Source organism: Ruegeria sp. SCP10, assembly GCF_040329495.1.
Classification (GTDB): domain Bacteria; phylum Pseudomonadota; class Alphaproteobacteria; order Rhodobacterales; family Rhodobacteraceae; genus Ruegeria.
This window is the reverse complement of record NZ_JBDZYF010000002.1, coordinates 309138-333543: the sequence shown is the minus strand read 5'-3', so window position 1 is coordinate 333543 and position 24406 is coordinate 309138. Positions and strand designations below refer to the sequence as shown.

The window sequence follows — 24406 nt, the reverse complement described above, 5'->3', positions numbered from 1 at the left end:
ACCACCACACCTAGCACAGGGCACTACGATTCCGCCACCGATTTTGGCATCGGTTTCGATTTGATTTTATACTTGGGAGAGGGGGCGTCCGGGCAGTTGCGGGCGGGTTCCAAATAAGGGGCCGCTTGTCCCCAACCACCCGGACGTTCTGAAGTGAGTGGTAGGTAACGAGATCTTACCGTCACGGGTACCATGCGCATTTTCAGAAGGCTCATTAAGAGTCACATTCTAACAATCTGGGCAGAGTCCAGCCGATGACCTGCAGAAAGCACTGGCAGGAAAGCGCCAATTCACGCAGACGTGTGCGCCCCAACCCTGACTCGGCAAGGGCCGAACATCGCGCTCAGCGCCAGAATCACACCCGACATTGTGGCAATCATACCGGCCGCGCTGACCGCATCCGCCGCGCCCAGCCAAAGCGGTCCGTAACCGGCCAGCACATATCCCGACACAGCAGAGATCACGGCGAACACAACGCTCCAGGCGACCTGAGCCTCAAGCCGGTTGGTCATCATCCGCGCCGCAGCGGGCGGGCAAATGAACATGGCGATCACTATGATCGAGCCGACCGCATCAAACGCCGCCACAGCAGCAATTGCAGCCACAATCACCAGCGCCAGACCCAATGCATTGGTGCGAATTCCCAAGGTGCGCGCAAAGCCTTCGTCGAAGGTTGAGATTTTCAGCGGGCGCCAGAACAGCCAGGTGAACAGCAGAACCCACAGCAATGTGATCGCGATCCGAGGCAGTTCAGGCGGCAAACCGGCCAGCGCTTCGACATCCCAAAGCGAGGACCAACCTGTGGCATCCAGCCAGATCAGGCTTTCCAGATTGCCATAGAGCGCGTGTTCCACGTCCAAATGCACGGTCGAAGTATCGGTCTGTTCCAGAAGCAGTACACCGCCTGCGAACATGGTGGTGAAGACAACGCCCATCGCTGCACCGGGTTCGATCTGACCCAACCGCCGGATCGCCTCGATCAGAACCACGGCCACAACTGCTGCGCCCGCCGCGCCCAGCATCATGGGCCAGGTTGAGATTGCGCCGGTGACCAAAAAGGCCACTACGATACCCGGCAACACGACATGGCTGATCGCATCACCGATCAGCGCCTGTTTGCGCAACACCAAAAAGTTGCCGGGCAGCGCGCAGGCAATGGCGGCAAAGGTGCCAATCAGCAAGGGCGTCAGGGACAAGGGAACGAATTCTTCACCACTCATGCCGGAACCTCCTGAGGGCCACCGATCTGGCGGTCGATCTCGGCAATCTGGTCGCGGGTCAGCACGGTTTCGATGTCCCGCAGCCCGTCATACAAGGCCGCCGTCGCTTCATGCGCCTGATCCGCGCGCAAAACTTCCCATCGCTTCTCATCGCGCAGCGCCTTGGCGGCGCGCGCCTTTCCGGCCTCGGTTGCCACCCCATCGGCGCGGACCAGATCGGCGCGGCGCAGCAGGCGCAGGGTCAGCGGCTCATATATCTTTTGATCTTGCGCCAAGGCCAGCAGCCCTTGCCGGATATGCACACGGCGCTGAAACCGCAGATGGCGCAGAACAGCGGCCAGAACACCTCGGATCGGCGCAAAGAACAGCGACAGGACAAAGAAACCAAAGCTGACCAGAACGATGATTGGCCCGGTGGGCAGGTTCGGCGCGGTGGCAGACAACGCGGCCCCGATGTAACCTGCCAGACCACCGGCCAGACCGGCAAGGATAACCACACGATCAGAGCGGTCGGACCAGAAACGCGCCGTAACAGGCGGGATGATCAGCAAGGCGACAATAAGGATCAGGCCAACGATCTTCAGCCCGACCACGGTGACGGCCATCACTAGCCCCATCATCGCCAGATCAGTCCGATGCACCGGCAGCCCCTGGGCCGTCGCATAATCCGGATCAAAGGCCACCATCGTCATCGGACGACGCAGGATCATGACCAGCACCAGGGTGGCCGCGCCACCAATCGCGATGATCATCGCATCCGCCCAGAGCATACCGGCGGTGGAGCCCAGCAGGAAACCTTCGAGCCCCGCCTGACGACCAACACCCATGGTCTGAATGACAGTCAGCAGGACGATGCCAAAGCCAAAAAATACTGACAGGACTGCACCAATCGCGGCATCTTCAGCCAGCCGCGTGTGGAGTGTTAGCCAGTTCATGCACAGAAGCCCAATCCAGGCCGAAACCGCCGATCCGGCCAGTAGGCCCAACAGATTGCGCCCATCCCCGCCGAACGCGACCAGCACCATGAAGGCAAGGCACACACCGGGCAGGGTTGCATGGCTGATCGCATCGCTGACCAGCGCGCGTTTGCGCAGAAAAAGAAAGGTGCCAGTGACACCCGCCGACACCCCCAGCAACGTCGCACCTATGGCAACCAGCGTGGCGTTATAGCCAAGCTGCAGGCTAAGCGCATCCCAAAGCATGTGTTACCCGACTGCGCGCGAAATCTGATCGATCTGCGCGGTGGCCAGACGCCCGCCATATGCGGATTGCAGAGTTTCAGCCGTGAACGCCTCGGACACCGAACCTTCGGCAATCTTACGGGTGTTGATCAGGAAGACATGGTCGAAATAGTCAGTGACGGTTGCCAGATCGTGATGCACGACGACCACGGTCTTGCCCGCCTCTTTCAGCGATTTCAGCACTGCGATGATGGCCTTTTCAGTGGCCGCATCGACCCCAGCAAAGGGTTCGTCCAACAGATACAGGTCGGCATCCTGCGCCAGAGCGCGAGCCAGAAATACCCGCTGCTGTTGTCCACCCGAAAGCTGGCCGATCTGGCGATCTGCGAAATCACGCATGCCAACGCGGTTCAGGCAATCCATCGCGCGGGCCATATGGCGCGCGCGAATCCGGCCCAACAGGCCCAGCTGCCGCGACAGACCCATCAGGACCACGTCGATCACGCGGGTCGGGAAATCCCAATCCACACTGGCACGCTGCGGCACATAGGCAATCCGGGCGCGCTGATCCTCCAGCGATTTCCCGAATACGGTTACCCGACCTGACAGAGGGTTCACGATCCCAAGCGCCGCTTTCAACAGGGTCGATTTCCCCGCGCCGTTCGGACCAATGATCGCTGTCATGGCACCGGGTTGAACGGTCATATCGACCGAGAACACAGCCGGTTTCTGACCATAAGAAACGGTCAGACCCCGCACAGCCAACGGGCTGGTTTCAACGCTCTGATCTTCGATCGAAACACCTTGAGAAGCGGCCAGTTCCAGCATCGTTTAGAACCCCGCCGACAGTTTGCCATTCAAGCCGCGCTCGGGCACGTTTGCGCCCAAAGCACCTGCGATCACGGTGATATTGTGGTCCAGCATTCCTACATACGTACCTTCATAGGTGCTATCGACACCCATCGCGTCCGAAAACAGCTCGCCCCCAACCGAAACCTCGTGCCCCTTGGCCGCAGCCCCTTCGATCAGTGCGCGCATCGAACGGTCAGAGACCGAGCTTTCCACGAAGACAGCGGTCAGTTGACGGTCGACCAAAGTATCGACGAGCTCTCCGATCCGGTTCAAGCCGGCTTCGGATTGAGTTGAGATCCCCTGAACGCCCATGACCTCATAACCATAGGCCGCCCCGAAATATCCAAAAGCATCATGGGCGGTCAGCAACACACGGCTTTCTTCCGGCACCGCTGTCAAAGATTGTTCTGCATAGGCTGTCAAAGCGTCCAACTCAGCCAGATGAGCCTTTGCATTTGCCGCGAATAAGTCCGCTGATTCAGGGCGAGCTTCGGTCAGCGTGGCCTGAATCTCGGTGACAACCTCGCCCCACAAGGCTGGGCTCATCCAGATATGCGGGTCATATTTGTCGGCATAGTCGTCATGGGCGCGCAGCTTAGACTTATCGACGCTTTCTGCCACTGCAACCACGGTTTGTTTGCGCGAAAGGTCTTCAAAGAAGTCCTCCATCTGCGCTTCCAGATACAGGCCATGCCACAGAACCAGATCCGCACGGGTCATCGCGACGATATCAGTGCGAGTCTGGCGATACGCATGCGGGTCAATGCCTGGACCCATCAGGCCCTTCACCTCAACTTGATCCCCACCAACCTGACGCACCGCATCTGCGATCATGCCGGTTGTTGCGACGATTTTGAGAGGGGCTTCCGCCCAAGCGGCAAGCGGTAGCGTTGCAGCAACAGCCAATGCGGCAAGGAGACGACGGCGAATCATATTCAGACCTCAGAACTCAGGCTCAGTTGAGATTGAATATGAGAACCATTCGCAACTAAGTCAATGCTATTGAGAATTATTCGCAACAAAATCCACATTATTTGTCCAAATGGTCAAATAATTCCGTGCCACGCGGTTCTGATGCCTTCCATTTAGCCTCAGCCCGTGCGATTTTGGCGCAAACCTCCCAAAGGACGTGACGATGGAAACGCAGAGCTCAGACAGCCCCGTGCGCACCGCGCATCTGCCGCAAGTGACCGAACCCCGCAACCCCGGTATGGACCTTGACTTGGACTGGGTGCGCGCCGTGCAGGTCAACACCTCAGCTGTTGAACGCCGCGCTACCACCCTGCCGGGTCGGCGGTCGGTGAAGAAAGACTATCAAGCCGCCTGGCTGCTGAAAGCGATCACGATGATCGACCTGACCACCCTGTCGGGTGACGATACTGTGGGACGGGTGCGCCGTTTGTGTGCCAAGGCGCGTCAGCCTGTTGCATCCGCCACCTTACAGGCGCTGGATATGCCTGCGATCACCACAGGCGCGGTTTGTGTGTATCACGACATGATCGAAACTGCCGTTGATGCACTAAAGGGCACCGGCATTCCTGTGGCCGCGGTCTCCACCGGCTTCCCTGCCGGCTTGTCCCCGTTTCACCTGCGTGTGGCCGAGATCGAAGAAAGCGTGAAGGCAGGTGCCGAAGAGATCGACATCGTCATCTCGCGCCGCCACGTGCTGTCGGGCGATTGGCAAGCATTGTACGACGAAATGAAAGCCTTCCGCGTCGCTTGCGGCGATGCCCACGTGAAGGCGATCCTGGCGACCGGAGAACTGGGCAGCCTGCGCAACGTCGCGCGCGCTTCATTGGTGTGCATGATGGCGGGGGCGGATTTCATCAAAACCTCGACCGGGAAGGAAAGCGTCAACGCCACCCTGCCCGTTTCTCTGGTGATGATCCGCGCGATCCGCGACTATTATGACCGCACGGGGTATAGGGTCGGCTACAAGCCTGCGGGTGGGATTTCCAAGGCCAAGGATGCCTTGGTCTATCTGTCACTGATCAAGGATGAACTGGGCGACCGCTGGCTGGAGCCGGACCTGTTCCGCTTTGGCGCATCTTCTCTGCTGGGCGATATCGAGCGGCAGTTGGAACATTATGTCACGGGCGCGTATTCCGCCGGCTATCGTCACTCCATGGGCTGAGGACAAAACAATGACAGTCAAAGAGATTTTCGAAACCATGGATTACGGCCCTGCCCCCGAAAGCGCTGCCGAGGCACTGGCCTGGCTGGTCGATCAGGGCGACAAGTTCGGCCACTACATCGACGGGGCCTTTACCAAACCCGGCAAGGGGTTCGACAGCCGCAACCCTGCGACCGGAGAGGTTCTGGCCAAGCTGACTCAGGCCAAGCAAGCTGATGTGGACGCTGCCGTCGCCGCTGCCCGCAAGGCGCAACCCAGGTGGGAGAAACTGGGTGGCGCGGGTCGTGCGCGGTATCTCTATGCCATTGCACGTCTGTTGCAGAAGCATTCCCGCCTCTTTGCCGTGCTGGAGAGCATGGATAACGGCAAGCCGATCCGTGAATCGCGTGACATCGACATCCCTCTGGCGCTACGCCATTTCTACTATCACGCCGGTATGGCGCAATTGATGGAGAGCGAGCTGCCCGATGCTGAGGCCTTGGGCGTGTGTGGCCAGATCATCCCGTGGAACTTCCCGCTGCTGATGCTGGCCTGGAAAATCGCGCCCGCGCTGGCGATGGGGAATACGGTGGTTCTAAAACCGGCCGAATATACCTCGCTGACCGCACTTCTATTCGCTGATATCTGTTCACAGGCCGGGCTACCCAAAGGCGTCGTCAATATCGTGACCGGAGACGGCGCGGTGGGTGAGATGATCGTGAACGCGGACGTGGACAAGATCGCGTTTACCGGCTCGACCGTTGTGGGGCGGCGTATCCGCGAGGCGACTGCGGGTTCGGGTAAGGAGCTGACCTTGGAGCTGGGCGGCAAGTCCGCTTACATCGTATTCGACGACGCCGATATTGATTCAGCCATCGAAGGTCTGGTCGATGCGATCTGGTTCAATCAGGGACAGGTTTGCTGTGCAGGGTCCCGCCTGCTGGTGCAAGAGGGCATTGCCGACCGTTTCCACGACAAGCTGCGCGCCCGGATGGACGGCTTGCGCATCGGTGATCCGCTGGACAAATGCATCGACGTCGGCGCGGTCGTGGACCCGGTTCAGCTGCAGACCATCAAATCCATGGTCGACAGCAACACCGCAGGCCATGTTCACCACGCCGCCTGTGAGTTGCCGGAAAACGGCTGCTACTACCCTCCGACACTGATCTCGGGTCTCGAAACTTCGGACCCGCTGATGCAGGAGGAAATCTTCGGCCCGGTACTGGTCTCGTCCACTTTCCGCACGCCGGAAGAGGCGGTCGAGCTGGCCAACAACACGCGTTACGGTCTGGCCGCAACGGTCTGGACCGAGAATGTGAACCTCGCGCTGGATATCGCGCCCAAGCTGGTTGCGGGCGTGGTCTGGGTGAACGCCACCAACCTGTTCGACGCTGCCGCAGGCTTTGGCGGCGTACGCGAAAGCGGTTTTGGACGGGAAGGTGGCTGGGAGGGGCTGACGGCCTATACCAAATCCAAAGGCAAGGCTAAGCCGCTGGCCAAGGTCGAAGCGACCATGGGCGAAGGGGCTCCGGTCGATCCCATCGACCGCACCGCCAAGATGTATATCGGCGGCAAGCAAGCGCGGCCTGACAGCGGCTATTCGAAACCCGTTTGGGGCAAATCCGGGCTGCTGGGCCATGTGGGTCTGGCTAATCGCAAGGACGTGCGCAACGCGGTTGAGGCTGCGGCGGGCGCCAAAGGCTGGTCCAAGACCACCGGCCACCTGCGCGCGCAGATCCTGTATTACATCGGCGAGAACCTGTCGGCCCGCGCAGGTGAGTTCGCCGCCCGTATCGACGCCATGACCGGCAAGAAGGATGGCGCGAAAGAGGTCGAAGCCTCGATCCAGCGCTTGTTCACCGCTGCTGCCTGGGCCGACAAATACGACGGTCAGGTGCATGGCGTACCGATCCGGGGCGTGGCCATCGCCATGAAAGAACCCGTTGGCGTGATCGGCGCGCTCTGCGCGGATGAGGCCCCGCTGCTGGGCCTAGTCTCGACCATGGCCCCGGCGATTGCGATGGGCAACCGGGTGGTGCTGGCGGCGTCTGAGCCCTACCCGCTGGCGGCGACGGATTTCTATCAGATCCTCGAAACCTCGGACGTGCCCGCCGGTGTGGTCAACATCCTGACCGGCAGCCACGCGGAACTGGCGAAACCGCTCGCCTCGCATCTGAACGTAGACGCGGTCTGGTCGTTCTCATCCACCGAACTGTCAAAAGAGATCGAAGCCGTCTCAGCCGGGAACCTGAAACGGACCTGGGTCAATAACGCGACGGCAATCGATTGGAGCGTGGACCATTCCCGCCGCTTCCTGCAAGCTGCGACCGAAGTCAAAAACATCTGGGTGCCCTACGGAGAGTAGGGCTCCCGACCATGGGAGGCCCATATGGATTTTTCAGGAAAAACCGTCATCGTCATTGGCGGAACCAGCGGTATCAATCGTGGTATTGCCGAGGCCTTTGCAGCCTCGGGCGCGAAACTTGCAGTGGCCAGCCGGTCGCAGGAAAAAGTGGATGATACCGTTGCAGCTCTGAAAGAAGCGGGCGCTGAGCAGGCCATCGGAGTAGCCTTTGATGTGCGCGATCCCGAGGCCGTTGCAGAAGGTCTGAAACAGTTCCACGAAGCGTTCGGTGATTTCGACGTTCTGGTTTCCGGTGCAGCAGGCAACTTTCCTGCGTTGGCGGCTGAGATGTCGGTCAACGCTTTCAAAACCGTGATCGATATCGACCTGATGGGCACAATCCACGTGATGAAAGGGGCCTACCCCTACCTCAAACGTCCCGGTGCAAGCATCATCAACATCTCAGCCCCACAATCCTACCTGCCCTACGAAGGCCAATCCCATGTCTGCGCCGCCAAAGCCGGGGTCGATCAGATCACGCGCACGCTGTCGATGGAGTGGGGGATCGAAGGGATCCGGGTGAACTCGGTCGTGCCCGGCTTCATTGAAGGAACCGAGGGCGCGAAACGTCTCACGCCTTCGGAAGGCGCCCATGAAGAAATACGCAAGGACATCCCATTGGGCCGCTGGGGGCAGCCGCAGGATGTGGCCAATGCCTGCCTGTTCCTCAGCTCGGACCTCGCCAGTTACATTAGTGGAACGGTTATGGCCGTGGACGGCGCACTCTATCAGCGCGGCTCGGGAAAGTTCGGGCAGATGATGGGGAGTATGCTGCGCGCGCAGGCAAAAGCACGGACATAATCGTTAATAGCTTGTGAAGCTGTTCATATACAGCATCCAGTTTTGAAGACAGCCTTTGGCCTATCACATCGCAAGGGTGGGCCTGAAGATGCTAACACTGCCGACGGACGTCACAGACATTGCACAGCTGATCGTTATGATCGGCGTATTTGGTGCCGGGCTCTACATTCTCAACTACTTTCTGTTGCAAATGGGGATCGTGCGCGGGTCAGGCGTTCTGTATCCCGTTCTGGTCATCGTTGCGGCAAGTTGCGTGCTGATCAGCATGGCGGAAGAGTTCAATCTGGCAGGATCAATTATCCAACTGGCTTACATCCTGATCTCGGTGCTGGGTCTGTTGCGCGGATATCTCTCACACCATCTGGTGCGTTTTTCCGAACCCGAGCAGCAGTTTGTTGACAACTACCTTGAAACGCTCAAACCCCATCACGCGCGCAAGCTGCTGAATACCGCAAAGCTTATCACATTCGAACCCGGCGTTACCTTGATCGAGGAAGGCATGACCAGTGACTTTCTCGCTTATGTCCTGTCAGGCCGAACCACGATCCTGAAGAACAGTCAGGTGATTAATCAATGCGGCCCAGATCAGATATTGGGAGAGTTGACCTTCGGCATCGGTCTGCCCGCAACAGCCACGGTGCGCACCGATGAGCCGACCGTCTGCCTGGTCTTTGACAGCCAGCGTCTGGCCCGGGTGTTGCGGCGCAACCGCCAGATCGACGATGCGCTCAAGGCCGCGCATTTCCGGCATGCGCGCCAGAAACTGCTGAGCAGCAACAATCACACGGTCAAGGCGCGCACGATGTTGGCGGCGGCGGCCTGAACGTTATCCGTCCAGACCTACCGGCTGACCCACGACGGTGAAATGCAAGCCTTCTGGGTCTAGCAACTCGCTCGCAACTCGGTTTACATCCTCCAGTGTCACGGCATTCACCTGATCATTGCGGGTTGCGATATAGTCGATGGGCAGACCTTCCATCTGCATTCCAACCATGATCCCGGCGATCTGACCATTGCCGTCAAAGCGCAGAGGATAAGCCCCCGTCAGATAGGTCTTGGCATCGTCCAGTTCTTTCTGGGTTACGCCCTCATCCGCCGCACGCGCCCATTCGCTGCGAATAACCTCAACCGCTTCGGCGATGCGATCATTGGACGATGAGACCGACCCGATATAGACCGAGGCCAAATCCTTGGGCACAAGATAGGTGCCGACACCGTAGGTCAGGCCGCGCTTTTCGCGCACCTCCTGCATCAGGCGGCTTTCAAACCCGCCGCCGCCAAGGATGTGGTTCAGGATATAGGCCGCGAAGAAATCCGGATCGTCCCGGTCGATACCTTTCTGGGCAAACAAGGCAACCGATTGCGGCGTGTCAAAGTCGACAACGGTGACCCCGCCTTCGATCGACACTTCTGCCTTGCCCGGAATTGGCTTTGTGCTGTCAGGCAGATCAGCCAGCAATTTGTCCAGAAGCACGCCCAGTTCTTCGGCCGTGATGTCGCCCACCGCACCGACATAGAGCCGGTCTTTGGCGAAGACATTGTCATACGCCTCGACCACGTCATCGCGAGTCAGGGCCGATACGCTATCAATGGTACCTTTGCCTTCGGACCCATAGGGATGATCGCCATAGGCCATGGCCGAAAAGCTAAGGCCAGCAATGTCATTGGGGTCGTTGGCATCTGATTTGAGTCCAGATAGGATTTGCGCCTTCACCCGCTCGACTGCGTCCTGATCGAACCTGGGTTCGTGAATCGTGGTGCGCAGAAGATCCGTCACCTCATCGCGATTCTCGGTCAGAAAGCGCGCCGAGATCGAGACAGTGTCATCGCTCGCGTTGTAACTGAATGACGCAGCCAGCGCTTCGAGTTCACGAGCATAGCTGCGAGCATCCATGTCGCCCGCGCCTTCTTCGATCAAACCGCTCATCAGATAGACCGCACCGCGTTTTTCGGGGTCATCCAGTGATGTCCCGCCACGGAACCGCAATTCCAGCGCAGTGAACGGGATCGCGTGATCCTCGACCAGCCAGGCGGTGATACCGCCGGGCGATGTCACCTCTTTGATCTCAATCTCTGCCCATGCTGGCAATGCGACCAGAAGGGCGATCAGAGTTGTAAAAAGCCGTTTCATTGCGTCACCTCATCGTCGCGCATCAGCCAGCCGGTCACCGAGGTCTCGCGTTGCAGAACATCGCGCGCGGCCGCAATGATCTGATCACCCGTAACCTCCTGCAGAATGTCGGGCCAGGCCTGTACGTCTTCGACCGTCAGACCGCTGGCCAAGGCACGACCGTAGCGGTTGCCGATCCCATCCACATTATCACGGGCATAGATCTGCGAGGCGCGCAGCTGCATCTTGATCCGGTCCAGATCCTCTTGGTTCACGCCTTCAGCGATGAAGTCTGCTACGGCCTGATCCATAGCATCTTCGGCCTCTTGCAACGTTACACCTTGCGCTGGGACAACCAGCAGATCAAAGGTCGTGTCATCCAGCGATACGCCGCGATAGAATGCACCGGTATAGACGGCGATCTGCTGATCGAATTGCAGTTCTTCATTCAAATAAGATGTGGTGCTGCCCCCCAACAACTCGGCCAGCAGGAACAGGGCGGCGGCCTTCTCCTGTTCGCCCGGGTCACGTTCGGGCGCCAGATAGGTGCGATGCACATAGGGTTGCGCCACGCGCGGGTCCTTGTAGGTCAGGCGACGCTCCGCTGTCTGCGGAGGTTCCTGTGGGCGCACGCGCTCGGCAATCTCGGGATTTGACGGGATGACGCCATAATACTGATCGGCCAGCGCGCGCACCTCTTCAGGATCCACATCCCCGGTGACAACAAGGATAGCGTTGTTAGGTGCGTAGTGGTCCGCGTAGAAGGACAGGGCGTCGTCCATGTCCAGCGCCTCCATCTCATGCATCCAGCCGATGATCGGCACGCCGTAGCCATGGTTGAGATACTGTGCTGCGCTCAGCTGTTCGCCAAATAAGGCACGTGGGTTGTTCTCCGTGCGCTGGTTCCGCTCTTCCAAAATCACGCCGCGTTCAGCGGTGATGTCATTTTCGGTCAGGCGCAGATTGCGCATCCGGTCGGATTCCATCTGCATCATCAGCTCGAGCCGATCCGCAGCGACGCGCTGGAAATAGGCGGTGTAGTCGTAGGAGGTGAAGGCGTTGTCATCGCCGCCATTGGCTGCAACGGTCGCTGAAAACTCCCCCTGTTTCAGGGTGTCCGTTCCTTTGAACATCAGATGTTCCAGGAAATGCGCGATACCTGATACACCCGCAGGCTCATCCGCCGACCCCGCCCGATACCAGACCATATGCTGCACGACAGGCGCGCGGTGGTCTTCGACCACGACCACTTCCATTCCGTTATCAAGCGTAAATGTCGTGACCGCTTCTTGACCATCCTCGGCAAAAACCGGGGTCGCGGCAATCAGGGCGGCAGAAAGTGCCAAGGCCCGAACCATGGGGCATCCTCCGTTTCGTTATGAGCATAAACTACGGTGGTGCGCGGCAGGTTCAAGTCAGATGACAAAAAGTGAAAATTTATTCATCTGGCGGTGACGAGGGCGTTTCGAGCCCGGCACGGCGGGCAGCTTCCGTCTGCGCAAAGGGATCCAACGCCTGACGTTCATAGACCTGCTGATAGCGATCCACCGGGAACAGGCGCAGGCCGGTCCACCGGCCACGGCGCTGGCGGAACTCATCGTCTTCGGCCTGAACGATCTGGCGCGTGTTCGCCGGCACACCATAGCGGCTAGACGCGGTCACCAGCGCGGAATCCGAGGCCGGGATCGCCCCGTTCGGATTCGTCGCTGCCGGGTTACCGCCCAGTGCAAGAACCGCATCTGCCTTGGGATTCGGATCTGTCAGATTACTACCACCCGGGGTTGGGGCGGGCAGAAATGCATAATCCTTGGGTTCTGTCAGCGGTTTAACCGGTAGCACCGAGAACTCATCGGGGCCATCCCCAGGAGGCGTCAGTTCGCGCAAACCGGGGTTCGAGCACGCAGCAACCGCAGCGGAAAAGATCAAAACATAGGGTGCGCGCGACAACCGCATCAGAGTCTCCAACCAGTTTCGGACGTTTTATCGCATATCCTTCGGCGCGTCACGAGGGCTTTTTCCCATCAAACAGAACAAGCCCAATGGCCCCTGCAAAGACAAAAACATCCGCCAGATTAAACACATACGGGTTGTTGATACCGCAGCATGACATGTTGAGGAAATCCAGTACAAAACCATAAAGCACCCGGTCGACCACATTGCCCAGCGCTCCGCCGATCAATAAACCGCCGCAGATCAGCATCAGTTTGGACGGTGTTGAACGGCGCAGCCAGATAAAGACGGCGACACAAATCGCAACGGAAATCGCGACCAGAACCCAGCGTGCGGCATCAGAATTGCCCTGAAACAGGCCGAAGTTGATACCGCGGTTTTCACCGTATTTGAACACGACCAAAGGTGGCAAAACGTCGATACCGCCGGGCTGATCCGCAACGCGCATGACCCGAACGACCAGATATTTGCTGATCTGGTCGATCAGAATGGCCACCAGCGCAGCCCAATAGAGCAGCCGATACGACATCAGTGCCGGAAGTGCCGCATGCCGGTGAAGACCATCGCGAGACCGGCCTCATCCGCCGCTGCGATCACCTCATCATCGCGCATTGAGCCGCCTGGTTGGATCACGCAGGTAGCACCGGCCTGCGCCGCTTCCATCAAACCGTCGGGGAAGGGGAAGAACGCGTCCGACGCCACGGCCGAGCCGATGGTCAGCGGTTCGGCCAAGCCTAGCGCGTCGGCCATGCGTTCGGCCTTTTTGGCTGCAATGAGCGCCGAGTCCACACGGCTCATCTGCCCTGCGCCGACGCCTACGGTTGCACCGTCTTTGACGTAGACGATGGCGTTGGATTTGACGTGCTTGGCGACTTTCCATGCAAATAACAAATCGCGCATTTGTTCATCGGTCGGGGCCTTCTTGGTGACCACTTTCAGGTCATCCATGCCAACAAAGCCATTATCCTTGTCCTGAACCAGCAGGCCGCCAGCCACCTGACGCACGGTTTTGCCGCCAGCGGTCACGTCCGGCAGACCTTCGGTGGTCAGCAAGCGCAGGTTCTTCTTGGCCGCAAAGATCGCTTTGGCCTCATCTGACGCACCCGGCGCGATCACCACCTCGGTGAAGATGCCCGTAATCTCTTGCGCGGTTTCTGCGTCCAACGGCTGGTTCAGCGCCACGATGCCGCCAAAGGCTGAGGTCCGATCGCAATCGAAGGCCGATTTGTAAGCCTCCAGCAAGGTCTCACCTGTCGCAACACCACAGGGGTTGGCGTGCTTGATGATGGCACAGGCCGCGCCCTGTGCCGGATCAAACTCCGCCACCAACTCAAACGCCGCGTCAGTGTCGTTGATGTTGTTATAGCTCAGTTCCTTGCCCTGATGCTGAACAGCTGTCGCCACACCAGGACGGTTCGTCCCATCGGTATAGAACGCTGCCTGCTGATGGCTGTTTTCGCCATAGCGCAGGGTCTGTTTCAGTTCGCCGGCAAAGGCACGGCGTTTCGGCGCCTCAAGCTGCAAGGCATCCGCCATCCAGTTCGACACAGCCGTGTCATAGGCCGCCGTGCGGGCATAGGCCTTTTGCGCCAGCCACTGGCGGAAGCCATATGACGTCTTGCCATAGTTCTCTTCCAACTGATCCAGCAGGGAAGAGTAATCTTCGACATCCACAACAACATTCACAAAGGCATGGTTCTTCGAGGCTGCGCGGATCATCGCAGGCCCGCCAATGTCGATATTCTCGATGCATTCATCATAGCCCGCACCTTTGGCAACGGTCGCTTCGAACGGGTAGAGGTTCACGACCAGCAGGTCGATTGCACCAATACCATGCTCGTCCATCGCGGCGACATGGGTGTCGTTGTCACGCAGGGCCAGCAGCCCGCCGTGCACCATCGGGTGCAAGGTCTTGACGCGGCCATCCATCATCTCGGGGAAGCCGGTCACATCGCTGACATCCCGAACCTCAAGCCCCGCATTACGCAGCGCTTTGGCAGTACCACCGGTCGACAACAGCTCGACCCCGCGCTCGGCCAGTGCCTTTCCCAGTTCGATCAGTCCGGTCTTGTCGGAAACGGAAAACAACGCGCGGCGCACGGGGTGAAGATCAGTCATGGGTCCAAAGGTCCTTTTGGCGTCAGTCGAATTCTGGCTCGTCCCGGTGCAGGTCACGCACGGCATAGGCAGTATCCTGCGCCTTGCTTAACGTCCACTGGATGCGCGTCGCATACTCCATTGCGCGGCCAGATAGAACGATCTGTTTTGTCGCGCGGGGCTTTAGGCGCCCTTTTTCAAGGTAAACGCTTGGCTGGACGTCTAATTTTCCCACGCCATCGTGGCGGAAAACCCAGATCTCACCGCTTTTGAGCGCCATCGACACCGCCGCCCCGCCCAGATCAACGGCCGTATCGACATCCGGATGCAGGTGAAAACGAATGTCAAAAGGGATGCCCGACAGGCCCGAGGCATCCATCGCCTTGTCAAACTGCCGCTTGGCTTTGTCGGTTGCGGTCAGAAGGATATCCTCGACAGTCAATTTGCGTCCGTCAAAACGCAACTCGAATGTGCGTGCATGGGTCAGGCCAAACACTTTGGCGTAACCGTCATGCCCGGACATAAAGCGAATGCCTTCGATCGCGTCCTCAAAATCAAATGGAACACCGCGCGGCGCATCGACAAGCGCCTGCTGCTCACTACCTTGAACCGGCTGGGCCAGCCGGGCGCTGGAATAGCCATCAAGGCACAAAGTGGAATGAGACGGCGTTGCCCGGCCTGCCCGCCGCCAATCCAGCCCGAAACTGGCCCCGGACCCGCAATTGACGATCAGAGGACGACGGCCCGACGTTAGTTCAAATGCCAAGGTCGAGGCATGCGCGTTGAACGAGGCCGCACCCGAGGGCGGCGGGCTGGCATCGACAACAACCGTGGTCCGACCGGCAGAGAGGCAAGAATACCCCATCGGCAACTCGGTCGCCGCTTTGTGTTTGACCCCGCTTTGGGCCAGCGCCTGTTCCAAGCGTCCCTCGACCCCGCGACCACCACCATGGAACCGGGCCAAAGCCCCATCCGCGTGGCGCAAACTGCGCAAGGTAGGTGCAATCCGCTTAATCGCGTTGGCCTGCGCCACGGGTGTGCCGCGGCCCACATCGTTCAGGGCGGCGGCGGTCCAGCTGAGCAAGGTGAAAACCTCCAGCAACTCCTCGGGGTTGCGGGTTGGGATACCACCTTGTGCATCCACCTGTCGTTCGCATTCCCGCGCCAAGGCACGGACCGCGGGGTCGGCCATCGCCTCCAGCCCCTCAAGGGCAAGGCCCGATTGCACCAGTCCGGCCAATGCTTCGAACCGCGGCAGGCCCGGCGTAGCCGCATGCCAACGCTTAGACAGGAACCAAGTTTGCTGGGCCAGAGACCGAAAGAAAAGCTTGCTTTGGGCATCATCGACGCCGCGCAGCAAGAACAGCGCGTGGTTGATCCAGCGCATGACCCGTCGGCCCGTCAGATCGGGCACCCATCCGGGCCCGCGACCGCGCCCATGGGCCGCGATCCAGCCCCAGACCCAGCGCTGCGCCTTTTCCCGCGCGCGACTGTCTCCAACCGCAGCCAGATCATCCAGCCAGGCAAAGCCGTGGCGTTCATCATCGAAACCCACACTGGGGGCCGCGACCTCCCACAAACCAGTGTCTTGCGCCTCGACCAGATAGCCGGAGAACAGCAGGTTTCCGGCGACCAGCTGACGCCCCCGCGCATAAGACCCAACGGTGCGCGGTTCAGGCTGTGAAACAAACCCGGTCACCGCCCGCTGTCTTTGACTTAGACGCGCATAAAACCGGTTCTGAAACCGCATCCACCGGCTGGTCATGGTGTCCGTTTCTGACATGACGCGTTTTACTCTGCCCCTTGCGCTCTGCTGGCGCTTGCGACCCAACGATAGACCGGGCTGATCGTCAAGTCATCGAAAAGCGTGACCTCAGGCGGATTTACTCAAGCAAGCGATGTAGAACCCATCCATGCCGCCCCGATCCGCCCAATAATCCGGCCGCAGGCGCAAGCCGCCTTCTTCGGTGATCCAGTTATCGTCCACGCCCGGCAGGTTCAGCGCCAAGCGATCCCCTACCATATCCGGATGGCTTTCCAGCGCCTCTTCGATCTGCACCTCGCCTTCGTCTGGCAACAAAGAACAGGTGCAATAAACCAACCGCCCGCCGGGTTTTAGCAGACCCCAGGCATGAGCCAGCATCTGCGCCTGAAGATCGATCAGACCGCCGAATTCGGACCCGTCCTTGGCAAAAGGCAGATCGGGATGCCTGCGGATTGTGCCCGTGGCCGAACAGGGCGCATCCAGAAGGATCGCGTCATATTGGCCCTGATGTTCGAGCGCGTCGCCGACAACAACCGTTGCAGTCAAGCCGGTCCGTGCGAGGTTCTCTCGTACCCGCTCCATACGCGCCTCTGAGATATCCAGCGCCGTAACATCCACACCGGCAGCGGCCAGTTGCATCGTCTTCCCGCCCGGCGCGGCGCAGAGGTCCAGCACCTGTTCACCCGGCTTCGGGGACAGAACGCGCACCGGCAGAGCAGCCGCCGCATCCTGCACCCACCAATCCCCGGCCTTATATCCAGGCAAGGTCGAAACCTGACCTGCATCTTTGATACGCACCGACCCGGTTGGCAGCGTTTCATCCGACGGGGCAGATGCCCTCGGCTTCACGGTCAAATCCAGCGGAGCCCCGGCAAAATGGGCCTGTTCCATGCCAATAACAGCATCCGCGCCCCATGCGGCAATCAGGGGATCGCGCAACCACTCGGGCAGACGCGGGACACGCATCTTGGGCCAGGCCTCGGGCCCTTCGGCAGCGACCTTGCGTAGAACCGCGTTCACCAAACCCTTCAGGCGGCCGTGCTTGCGTGACCGGCTGACGATCTCGACCATGGAATTCACCACCCCATGTGCAGCTTCGCCATTGCACAGCTCGACCGCTCCAAGACGCAAAGCGTTATGAACCGTCAGCGTAGGTGTTCGGTTCAGATGGTTGTCGAGCAGCCGGTCGGCGCGCTCCAGCCCACGCAGCGTTTCAACGGCCAGGCGCTGCGCACGCGCGCGATCCTCGGGGCCCAGCCGGTCCAGCGCACCTGCGGCCAGGCACTCGGACAGCAACCTGCCCTCACCCAGCACCTGATCCAACAGATAGATTGCGCTGCGCCGTGCTGCTGTTGCGCTGTTTGACATGATCCCGCCTTCATATGATCTGCGCCCGCATTGCCATTGGCGGACGCGGGCGTATATCAAGGCTGTGCCCGGAAAGGAACCCGATGTCATGAGTGACGACCGCAAAGACCTGCCCCCCGCTGCTCAGCGCGCGCTGGCCGAAGCGGAAGAACGCCGCCGTAAGGCCGAAGCGAAAGCACAGGCATTGCCCAAAGAACTGGGCGGTCGTGACGGGCCGGACCCCGCCCGCTATGGCGATTGGGAGAAAAAGGGCATCGCCATCGATTTCTAGGCAATCAGCCGCGCATCGCCTGCAGAAAATCCTCGATCAACGCGCGCTGTTGCTTGGATTTCGCACGCTCCTCGGGCCATGTCAGCCAATAGCAATCCTTGGTCCGCAATTCCGGAAAATCGAGCCTGCGCAATCGCCCCGACTGCAAATCCGCTTGCGCCAAAGGCACCGAGCCCAGAGCAACGCCCAACCCCTGGCGGGCTGCGGAAATGGCATGTTCCATCGAATCAAAGCTCACCTTTGCTGGAGGCAAATCCACCACCCCCGTTTTATTCGCCCAATCCCGCCAGCCCGGGCGTTCACCGCGCAGATCAATCAGCGGCGCGCCCCAGTCCACACCGGGTGCAGCCATTGGCACCAGAACCTCAGGCGCGATCAGCGCAGCATCGCGCCCTGGCCACGCCCCACGCCCATAGCGGATTTGCAGCCACGTGCGCTCCTCATCCAAGGACGAGCGGCGCGCAACAGAATCCGTCATCACCCGCACCTTAGGGCGTATGTCCTGAAACCGATCCAGACTGGGCAGAACAAGCGCATGAATGCTCGACGACAACCCGGCCACGCGCAGCTCGCGCGGGGATTTACCAAACAAATCCTCGGTATTGCGTTCCAGCGCCTGCAAACTGTCCTGTACCAAAGGCAGATAGCTTTCGCCCTCGACCGTCAGTGAAACGCCCCGCGCTTCACGCACGAACAAGGAGCGGCCCAGCCAGGATTCGAGGTTGGCAATCCGCTGACTGACCGCCGCCTGGGTCAGCCCGAACTCCTTGGCCGCCGCTGAAAACCCGCCCAGCCGGCCCGCAGCTTCGAATACGCGCAACCAGTCCAAGGGCGGCAATCCGATCTTTTTCTTAGCCATAAGTTTTTCCAAGCCTCAGCCGAAAGAAGGATTAATTGTCGTAATGCCATGAACATCGTATCTGCTCAACCAAAGCTAGCGCCGAACAGGAGGCCCCCCATGCTGCGCACCGCCACTCACACCGCCTCTATCGTTACTGTTGTGTTCGACAGCGGAGCCGAGGCTCGCTTTCACGCCATCTGGCTGCGCGACAACGCGCTGGACCCGGACACCCGTGCCCCCGGCAACGGCCAGCGCCTGATCACCATCGGCGACATTCCCGCTGATGTTTCGGTCAGCGCCGCACAGGTTGTTGCGGGCGATCTGCAGGTCACGTTCCAGCCCGAAGACAAGACGGTTACCTTCCCCTCCGACTGGCTGGCTGAACATTGCTATGACCGCGATCACGATGCTGCACTGGGCCGTGTCGCGCCCGGCATTACCACCTGGGAACGTGGCATTGATGCGCCCAGCGGCGACTGGTCCGAGGTTCACGCCACCCCCGCAGCCAAGCGCAACTGGCTGGCAGCGGTGGCCGAATACGGCTTTGCCAAGCTGACCGGCGGCCCGACCGAGGCGGAATCGCTGCTGAAAGTGGCTGATCTGTTCGGCTATGTGCGCGAAACCAACTATGGCCCTTATTTTGAGGTCCGGACCGAGGTGAACCCGACAAACCTCGCCTATACCGGGCTGGGTTTGCAGGCGCATACCGACAACCCCTACCGTGACCCGGTGCCAACGCTGCAGATCCTCTACTGTCTGGAAAACTCGGCCGAAGGTGGCGACTCCATCGTGGTCGACGGGTTCCGCGCGGCTGAAAAGCTGCGCAATCAGAACCCCGAAGGCTTTGCCCTGCTGGCAGGTCACCCAGCCCGGTTTGAATACAAAGGCTCTGACGGGGTCTGCCTGCGGTCACGCCGCCCGATGATCGAACTCTCCCCGGATGGTGAGTTGATTGGCATCCGCTTCAACAACCGCTCCTCGGCCCCGTTTGTTGACGTGCCATTTGACAAGATGGAGGCCTACTACGCTGCTTACCGCCAACTGGCCGAAATCATCGATGACCCGGCGATGGGCGTGGCGTTCAAGCTGGAACCGGGTGAAAGCTTCATCGTCGACAACACCCGCGTGCTGCACGCGCGGCTTGGCTATTCCGGTGCAGGATCGCGCTGGTTACAAGGGTGCTATGCCGACAAGGACGGCTTGCTGTCGACCTTGGCCGCGATGGAAATGGCACAGCCGGAGGCCGCGGAATGAAGCCGGATTTCACGACCCTGAACCGGGACAATATCGTGGCCTTCATTGGGGACATCTTTGAACGTCGCGGAGATGAGGAGTATCTGGGTGAGCCCGTCACCATGGCCGAGCACATGTTACAGGGCGCCACGATTGCCGAACAAAACGGAATGGCAGAAGAGATCATCGTGGGCGCGTTGCTGCACGATATCGGCCATTTCACGTCAGAGTTCGGCACCTATCACCCCGACGACACCGAAGACCGGCACCACGAGGATGCCGGAGCCGAGGTGCTGGAGCAGTTCTTCCCCTCGGTCATCACCGATTGCTGCCGCTATCACGTGGCAGCCAAGCGGTATCTCTGCGCCACCAAGCCGGAATACTTCAACCGGCTGTCAGCCGCGTCCATCCATACGCTTGAACTGCAAGGCGGCCCGATGAGCACCGAGGAAGTGGCAGAATTCGAGGCCAATCCGAACTTGAAAGAGATCATTCAGGTTCGTTACCTCGACGAAGCAGGTAAGCGCGCGGATATGGATACACCCGATTTCGCCCATTTCGCGCCGATGGTGCAGCGCATGGTCGATCGTTATCTGAAGACCGATTGACGCAATCATAAGCGACCACCGAGGGCAACAAACACTTGTCCTCACTGGCGCTGCGCAGGGCTACAGGCCCAGAACATCCACCATGTCATACTGACCCGGCGATTTGCCCTGCCCCCACAGCGCGGCTTTCAATGCGCCTCTGGCAAAGATTGCGCGGTCGGTGGCCAGATGGCGCAGAACAATGCGCTCGCCCGGCGCGGCAAACAGCACGTCATGTTCGCCCACGATGTCACCACCACGAATGGCGTGGAACCCGATATCACCGCGTTTGCGCGCGCCGGTGATACCGTCGCGGCCCCGATCCGAGACATCAGCCAGCGTGACTCCGCGCCCTGCGGCGGCGGCTTCACCCAGCATCAGCGCGGTGCCCGAGGGCGCATCGACCTTGTGGTGGTGGTGGCCTTCGATCACCTCGATATCGAAATCTTCATCCAGCGCGGCGGCGACTTTTTTGGTCAGTTGCACCAGCAGGTTGACGCCGAGGCTCATGTTGCCCGCCCGCACGATGACCGCATGGCGCGAGGCAGGTTCCAGCGCGGCAATCTGTTCGTCGCTCATGCCGGTGGTACCGATCACGTGGACACAGCGCGCCTGTGCCGCCAATGCTGCGAATTCCAACGTCGCCTCGGGCGCGGTGAAATCGATCACGGCCTGCGCCTGCGCAAAGGCTTCCAACGGGTCATCAGTGACCGTGACACCCAGCGCGGGGCCGCCCATGGCCTCACCCACATCCTGACCGATCCAATCATGGCCCGTACGCTCGACCACACCGACCAGACGCGCCTGATCGCTGTCGGTCACGGTCTTGATCAGCATCTGCCCCATACGGCCCGAAGCCCCTGTGATAACGATCCCCGGAATATGGGTCATTGCTTTGTTCCCTTGTTGCAGTCGGCTCAAAGCCTCCTACCCGGTTCGCGCCCGCTTGGCAAAGCCCTGCTTTGCGCTTAGATCGGGGTTTATGGCAAAGAACAAATTCCACGATGGCCCCGGCCCGTCCCAACGACAGCTGCGCGTCGGCGAACTGATCCGCCGCACCCTGTCCGAGGTTCTGGCGCGCGGAGATGTCCACGACCCGGACCTGAACCGCATGTCGATCACTGTGGGTGAGGTGCGCACCTCACCCGATCTGAAGATCGCCACCGCCTATGTGCTTCCACTCGGCGGCAAGGGGCAGGAGGACGTGATCGAACTGCTCGCCCGTAACAAAGGTGAACTGCGGCGCGTGATCGGTAAGAAACTGAACCTGAAATTTTCGCCCGATCTGCGATTCCGTCTGGATGATACGTTTGACCGTCTGGACGACACCCGTCGCATGTTCGAACAGGACGCGGTGCGCCGCGATCTGGACGAGTGATCCGGTCACTGACCATTTTGGGCGCGATTCTCTGGGCCGTGCAAGCCAGCGCGGTGACCTGTGAGAAGGTCACACATGAGGACAAGCGCTATACGATCTGCGAGGTAGATGCCGCCAGCGAAGACCTGCGCCTGTTTCTGAACGACGAAAATGGCGATCTGCTGGGCCATTTTTCGTCGGTGAACGAGGCGCTGGAGCCGCAGGGCAAGCGGCTTGCTTTTGCGATGAACGCGGGGATGTACCATGACGACCGCGCGCCCGTTGGCCATTATGTCGAAGACGGGCAGGAACAGATGCGCGTGATTCCGAATGCTGGGCCAGGCAATTTCGGCCTGCTGCCCAATGGCGTGTTCTGTATTCGTGAAACCCGTGCAGATGTGTTTGAGACTTTGGAATTCGTCGAGCAGGCACCCCAGTGCCGCTTTGCCACGCAATCCGGCCCCATGTTGGTAATAAACGGCGAGTTACATCCGCGCTTTCTGCCCGATTCAACCTCGCGCTATATCCGGAACGGGGTGGGTACCAGCGCTGATGGCACACGAGCGGTATTTGTCATCTCCGAAGACTCTGTAACATTCCACGAATTCGGCAGGTTGTTCCGCGATGCGCTTGAGATGCCAAATGCGCTGTTTCTCGATGGCAATATCTCGCGCATGTACGAACGCGCCAGCAATCGGTCGGATATCGGGTTTTCTCTGGGTCCCATCGTGGGCGTTGTTGAGGACGTACCGGCAAATTGACAGCGGCTGGGCGATCCGCTAACTCGCGCGCCTCGATAAGATTCAGGATGTAAGATGGGACGCAAACGCAAGGGCCGCGACATTTCAGGCTGGCTGGTGGTGGATAAGCCCGCGGGCATGACCTCGACTGCCGTGGTCAACAAGGTGCGTTGGGCGATGGACGCCAAGAAAGCGGGCCATGCGGGCACGCTGGACCCCGATGCAACTGGCGTTCTGGCGGTTGCATTGGGTGAGGCGACCAAGACCGTTCCTTATATTACTGATGCTTTGAAAGCCTACACTTTCACCGTGCGTCTGGGACTGGCCACCAATACCGACGATGCCGAGGGTGAGGTGATTGCACAAAGCGATGCGCGTCCCTCGGATGAGGATATCAAACAGGCGCTTAGCCCGTTTCTGGGCGATATCATGCAGGTCCCGCCCAAGTTTTCGGCCGTGAAGATCGATGGCCAGCGCGCCTATAAGCTGGCCCGCGATGGTGAGGATGTCGAACTTAGCGCTCGCCCCCTTTGGGTCGAAGAACTCATACTGGTTGATCGCCCCGACGATGACCATGTGGTGCTGGAGATGACTTGCGGCAAAGGGGGCTACGTCCGCTCCATCGCCCGCGATCTTGGCGCGGCGTTGGGGTGCCACGGCCACGTCAAAGAACTGCGCCGCATCTGGTCCGGCCCGTTTGAGGCCGAGGATGGCTTGTCCATCGAACAGATCGACGAGATGGCCAAGACTACAGCGCTGGACGAGTATCTGCATCCGCTGGAAACCGGCCTGTCGGACCTGCCCGAATTGAAATGCACCCCTGAGGGCGCCACCCGCCTGCGCAATGGCAATCCGGGCATGGTGCTGACCTCGGACGTCGAATATGGCGATGAGGCCTGGGCTTCGCTGGATGGCAAGGCCGTGGCCGTAGGCATCTACAAATCCGGCGAATTGCATCCAAGCCGGGTGTTCGTTACCTGAACGCCGTGTTAGGCGATGGGCATGATCACTCGAACCCACACCAAGGGCGATGCGCCCTCAACCGCCGTTTATTCCGATTGCGAAAGCTATCGCTATAGCCTCACCCGTATCTGGGATCCCGAGGGTCGCAAAGCTTTGTTTGTCATGCTGAATCCGTCGACCGCGACTGAGGTGCAGAACGATCCCACGGTTGAACGCTGTGAACGCCGCGCGCGCGCGTTGGGCTTTGGGGCGTTTCAAGTGACCAACATCTTTGCCTGGCGCGACACCGATCCGCGCAAGATGCGTGCTGCTGTCGATCCGGTAGGCCCCGAGAACGACGCGGCCATTCTGGAAGGCGTTCAGTGGGCCGATCAGGTCATCGCCGCCTGGGGCACCCATGGCGCGCATCTGCAGCGCGGACCAACAGTGGAAACCCTGTTGCGGAACACCGGGCAGCCTCTGTTCCATTTGGGGCTGACGAAAGACGGCCACCCGAAACATCCGCTGTACATCGCATACACCCAACAGCCCGAAGCCTGGTGACAAAGGGTTA

Annotated in this window: 24 protein-coding genes; 11 read left to right on the top strand and 13 right to left on the bottom strand. The window is 59.9% G+C overall.

The features are described 5' to 3' along the window. Positions 1-290 precede the first annotated feature (290 nt). Genes ABLN87_RS08000 through ABLN87_RS07985 form a run of 4 tightly spaced genes read right to left on the bottom strand, consistent with a single transcriptional unit; the run spans position 291 to position 4186 of the window. On the bottom strand, positions 291-1220 hold the full coding sequence (locus ABLN87_RS08000; protein WP_353008846.1) for a metal ABC transporter permease: 930 nt from the start codon (positions 1218-1220) through the stop codon (positions 291-293). After that, positions 1217-2422, bottom strand: coding sequence for a metal ABC transporter permease (locus ABLN87_RS07995; RefSeq protein ID WP_353008843.1), 1206 nt, complete (start codon positions 2420-2422; stop codon positions 1217-1219). The genes ABLN87_RS08000 and ABLN87_RS07995 overlap by 4 nt, the downstream gene beginning before the upstream one ends. A 3-nt stretch (positions 2423-2425) precedes the next feature. Continuing rightward, positions 2426-3229 carry a metal ABC transporter ATP-binding protein gene (locus tag ABLN87_RS07990; protein ID WP_353008840.1) on the bottom strand — a complete coding sequence of 268 codons (804 nt, stop codon included), beginning with the start codon at positions 3227-3229 and terminating at the stop codon, positions 2426-2428. 3 nt (positions 3230-3232) lie between these two features. Continuing rightward, positions 3233-4186: a metal ABC transporter solute-binding protein, Zn/Mn family gene (locus tag ABLN87_RS07985; protein WP_353008838.1), complete on the bottom strand. Its 954-nt coding sequence runs from the start codon at positions 4184-4186 to the stop codon at positions 3233-3235. Between the two features lie 202 nt (positions 4187-4388). Between ABLN87_RS07985 and deoC the strand changes: the two genes are divergently transcribed. From deoC to ABLN87_RS07965, 4 genes are all read left to right on the top strand, one after another. Beyond that, positions 4389-5387 carry a deoxyribose-phosphate aldolase gene (deoC, locus tag ABLN87_RS07980; protein ID WP_353008835.1) on the top strand — a complete coding sequence of 333 codons (999 nt, stop codon included), beginning with the start codon at positions 4389-4391 and terminating at the stop codon, positions 5385-5387. Positions 5388-5397: 10 nt separating this feature from the next. After that, positions 5398-7731 (top strand): aldehyde dehydrogenase family protein, encoded by a 2334-nt coding sequence (locus ABLN87_RS07975; protein WP_353008833.1) that lies wholly within the window; start codon positions 5398-5400, stop codon positions 7729-7731. Positions 7732-7755: 24 nt separating this feature from the next. Beyond that, positions 7756-8571 carry an SDR family oxidoreductase gene (locus ABLN87_RS07970; protein ID WP_353008830.1) on the top strand — a complete coding sequence of 272 codons (816 nt, stop codon included), beginning with the start codon at positions 7756-7758 and terminating at the stop codon, positions 8569-8571. A gap of 88 nt (positions 8572-8659) precedes the next feature. Further along, a complete protein-coding gene (locus tag ABLN87_RS07965) occupies positions 8660-9394 on the top strand; it encodes a Crp/Fnr family transcriptional regulator (RefSeq protein ID WP_353008828.1) in 735 nt (244 codons plus the stop codon). A 3-nt stretch (positions 9395-9397) separates the two neighbouring features. Here ABLN87_RS07965 and ABLN87_RS07960 read toward each other — a convergent pair whose 3' ends face one another. From ABLN87_RS07960 to ABLN87_RS07930, 7 genes are all read right to left on the bottom strand, one after another. Continuing rightward, the gene (locus tag ABLN87_RS07960) at positions 9398-10702 is read right to left on the bottom strand and encodes a M16 family metallopeptidase (RefSeq protein ID WP_353008826.1); all 1305 of its coding nucleotides are present in this window, start codon (positions 10700-10702) and stop codon (positions 9398-9400) included. Further along, a complete protein-coding gene (locus ABLN87_RS07955; RefSeq protein WP_353008824.1) occupies positions 10699-12039 on the bottom strand; it encodes a M16 family metallopeptidase in 1341 nt (446 codons plus the stop codon). The genes ABLN87_RS07960 and ABLN87_RS07955 overlap by 4 nt, the downstream gene beginning before the upstream one ends. A gap of 79 nt (positions 12040-12118) precedes the next feature. After that, on the bottom strand, positions 12119-12634 hold the full coding sequence (locus tag ABLN87_RS07950) for a DUF3035 domain-containing protein (protein ID WP_353008821.1): 516 nt from the start codon (positions 12632-12634) through the stop codon (positions 12119-12121). A gap of 49 nt (positions 12635-12683) precedes the next feature. Then, a complete protein-coding gene (gene lspA / locus ABLN87_RS07945) occupies positions 12684-13160 on the bottom strand; it encodes a signal peptidase II (protein WP_353008819.1) in 477 nt (158 codons plus the stop codon). Further along, positions 13160-14749: a bifunctional phosphoribosylaminoimidazolecarboxamide formyltransferase/IMP cyclohydrolase gene (purH, locus tag ABLN87_RS07940; RefSeq protein ID WP_353008817.1), complete on the bottom strand. Its 1590-nt coding sequence runs from the start codon at positions 14747-14749 to the stop codon at positions 13160-13162. Before purH ends, lspA begins: the two co-directional genes overlap by 1 nt. A gap of 22 nt (positions 14750-14771) precedes the next feature. Beyond that, positions 14772-16511, bottom strand: a complete 1740-nt coding sequence (locus ABLN87_RS07935) for a heparinase II/III family protein (protein WP_353008814.1) — start codon at positions 16509-16511, stop codon at positions 14772-14774. A 90-nt stretch (positions 16512-16601) separates the two neighbouring features. Continuing rightward, positions 16602-17861, bottom strand: coding sequence for an RsmB/NOP family class I SAM-dependent RNA methyltransferase (locus ABLN87_RS07930; RefSeq protein ID WP_353008813.1), 1260 nt, complete (start codon positions 17859-17861; stop codon positions 16602-16604). An 88-nt stretch (positions 17862-17949) separates the two neighbouring features. On the opposite strand from ABLN87_RS07930, the gene ABLN87_RS07925 reads away from it, so the two are divergent. Further along, entirely contained in the window at positions 17950-18132 is a 183-nt protein-coding gene (locus tag ABLN87_RS07925) for a DUF1674 domain-containing protein (RefSeq protein WP_353008810.1), read from the top strand. A gap of 4 nt (positions 18133-18136) precedes the next feature. Here ABLN87_RS07925 and ABLN87_RS07920 read toward each other — a convergent pair whose 3' ends face one another. Beyond that, positions 18137-18991, bottom strand: a complete 855-nt coding sequence (locus tag ABLN87_RS07920; RefSeq protein WP_353008808.1) for a LysR family transcriptional regulator — start codon at positions 18989-18991, stop codon at positions 18137-18139. A 99-nt stretch (positions 18992-19090) separates the two neighbouring features. On the opposite strand from ABLN87_RS07920, the gene tmpA reads away from it, so the two are divergent. Together tmpA and tmpB are read left to right on the top strand one after the other, a co-directional pair. Then, positions 19091-20227, top strand: a complete 1137-nt coding sequence (gene tmpA / locus ABLN87_RS07915) for a 2-trimethylaminoethylphosphonate dioxygenase (RefSeq protein ID WP_353008807.1) — start codon at positions 19091-19093, stop codon at positions 20225-20227. Next, a complete protein-coding gene (tmpB, locus tag ABLN87_RS07910; protein ID WP_353008806.1) occupies positions 20224-20814 on the top strand; it encodes a (R)-1-hydroxy-2-trimethylaminoethylphosphonate oxygenase in 591 nt (196 codons plus the stop codon). The genes tmpA and tmpB overlap by 4 nt, the downstream gene beginning before the upstream one ends. Positions 20815-20874: 60 nt before the next feature. On the opposite strand, the gene dapB is transcribed toward tmpB, so the two are convergent. Then, positions 20875-21684 carry a 4-hydroxy-tetrahydrodipicolinate reductase gene (gene dapB, locus ABLN87_RS07905; RefSeq protein ID WP_353008805.1) on the bottom strand — a complete coding sequence of 270 codons (810 nt, stop codon included), beginning with the start codon at positions 21682-21684 and terminating at the stop codon, positions 20875-20877. A 91-nt stretch (positions 21685-21775) separates the two neighbouring features. Here dapB and rbfA point away from each other — a divergent pair, with 91 nt between their 5' ends. From rbfA to ABLN87_RS07885, 4 genes are read left to right on the top strand one after another with little or no spacing between them, the layout of a single operon-like run. Continuing rightward, positions 21776-22171: a 30S ribosome-binding factor RbfA gene (gene rbfA / locus ABLN87_RS07900; RefSeq protein WP_170453633.1), complete on the top strand. Its 396-nt coding sequence runs from the start codon at positions 21776-21778 to the stop codon at positions 22169-22171. Then, a complete protein-coding gene (locus ABLN87_RS07895; protein ID WP_353008802.1) occupies positions 22168-22911 on the top strand; it encodes a phosphodiester glycosidase family protein in 744 nt (247 codons plus the stop codon). Before rbfA ends, ABLN87_RS07895 begins: the two co-directional genes overlap by 4 nt. Positions 22912-22965: 54 nt before the next feature. After that, the gene (gene truB, locus ABLN87_RS07890; RefSeq protein ID WP_353008800.1) at positions 22966-23871 is read left to right on the top strand and encodes a tRNA pseudouridine(55) synthase TruB; all 906 of its coding nucleotides are present in this window, start codon (positions 22966-22968) and stop codon (positions 23869-23871) included. Between the two features lie 21 nt (positions 23872-23892). Continuing rightward, positions 23893-24396, top strand: coding sequence for a DUF1643 domain-containing protein (locus tag ABLN87_RS07885; RefSeq protein ID WP_353008799.1), 504 nt, complete (start codon positions 23893-23895; stop codon positions 24394-24396). Positions 24397-24406 lie beyond the last annotated feature (10 nt).

Bases quoted from the DNA above. Each gene is read 5' to 3' on its own strand.
- tmpA (WP_353008807.1), top strand. From the start codon at position 19,091: ATGCTGCGCACCGCCACTCACACCGCCTCTATCGTTACTGTTGTGTTC.
- ABLN87_RS07960 (WP_353008826.1), bottom strand. From the start codon at position 10,702: ATGAAACGGCTTTTTACAACTCTGATCGCCCTTCTGGTCGCATTGCCA.
- ABLN87_RS08000 (WP_353008846.1), bottom strand. From the start codon at position 1,220: ATGAGTGGTGAAGAATTCGTTCCCTTGTCCCTGACGCCCTTGCTGATT.
- ABLN87_RS07935 (WP_353008814.1), bottom strand. From the start codon at position 16,511: ATGTCAGAAACGGACACCATGACCAGCCGGTGGATGCGGTTTCAGAAC.
- purH (WP_353008817.1), bottom strand. From the start codon at position 14,749: ATGACTGATCTTCACCCCGTGCGCCGCGCGTTGTTTTCCGTTTCCGAC.
- ABLN87_RS07985 (WP_353008838.1), bottom strand. From the start codon at position 4,186: ATGATTCGCCGTCGTCTCCTTGCCGCATTGGCTGTTGCTGCAACGCTA.
- ABLN87_RS07925 (WP_353008810.1), top strand. From the start codon at position 17,950: ATGAGTGACGACCGCAAAGACCTGCCCCCCGCTGCTCAGCGCGCGCTG.
- rbfA (WP_170453633.1), top strand. From the start codon at position 21,776: ATGGCAAAGAACAAATTCCACGATGGCCCCGGCCCGTCCCAACGACAG.
- lspA (WP_353008819.1), bottom strand. From the start codon at position 13,160: ATGTCGTATCGGCTGCTCTATTGGGCTGCGCTGGTGGCCATTCTGATC.
- ABLN87_RS07975 (WP_353008833.1), top strand. From the start codon at position 5,398: ATGACAGTCAAAGAGATTTTCGAAACCATGGATTACGGCCCTGCCCCC.
- tmpB (WP_353008806.1), top strand. From the start codon at position 20,224: ATGAAGCCGGATTTCACGACCCTGAACCGGGACAATATCGTGGCCTTC.
- truB (WP_353008800.1), top strand. From the start codon at position 22,966: ATGGGACGCAAACGCAAGGGCCGCGACATTTCAGGCTGGCTGGTGGTG.
- ABLN87_RS07990 (WP_353008840.1), bottom strand. From the start codon at position 3,229: ATGCTGGAACTGGCCGCTTCTCAAGGTGTTTCGATCGAAGATCAGAGC.
- ABLN87_RS07950 (WP_353008821.1), bottom strand. From the start codon at position 12,634: ATGCGGTTGTCGCGCGCACCCTATGTTTTGATCTTTTCCGCTGCGGTT.
- ABLN87_RS07970 (WP_353008830.1), top strand. From the start codon at position 7,756: ATGGATTTTTCAGGAAAAACCGTCATCGTCATTGGCGGAACCAGCGGT.
- ABLN87_RS07920 (WP_353008808.1), bottom strand. From the start codon at position 18,991: ATGGCTAAGAAAAAGATCGGATTGCCGCCCTTGGACTGGTTGCGCGTA.
- deoC (WP_353008835.1), top strand. From the start codon at position 4,389: ATGGAAACGCAGAGCTCAGACAGCCCCGTGCGCACCGCGCATCTGCCG.
- ABLN87_RS07955 (WP_353008824.1), bottom strand. From the start codon at position 12,039: ATGGTTCGGGCCTTGGCACTTTCTGCCGCCCTGATTGCCGCGACCCCG.
- ABLN87_RS07995 (WP_353008843.1), bottom strand. From the start codon at position 2,422: ATGCTTTGGGATGCGCTTAGCCTGCAGCTTGGCTATAACGCCACGCTG.
- ABLN87_RS07965 (WP_353008828.1), top strand. From the start codon at position 8,660: ATGCTAACACTGCCGACGGACGTCACAGACATTGCACAGCTGATCGTT.
- ABLN87_RS07885 (WP_353008799.1), top strand. From the start codon at position 23,893: ATGATCACTCGAACCCACACCAAGGGCGATGCGCCCTCAACCGCCGTT.
- dapB (WP_353008805.1), bottom strand. From the start codon at position 21,684: ATGACCCATATTCCGGGGATCGTTATCACAGGGGCTTCGGGCCGTATG.
- ABLN87_RS07930 (WP_353008813.1), bottom strand. From the start codon at position 17,861: ATGTCAAACAGCGCAACAGCAGCACGGCGCAGCGCAATCTATCTGTTG.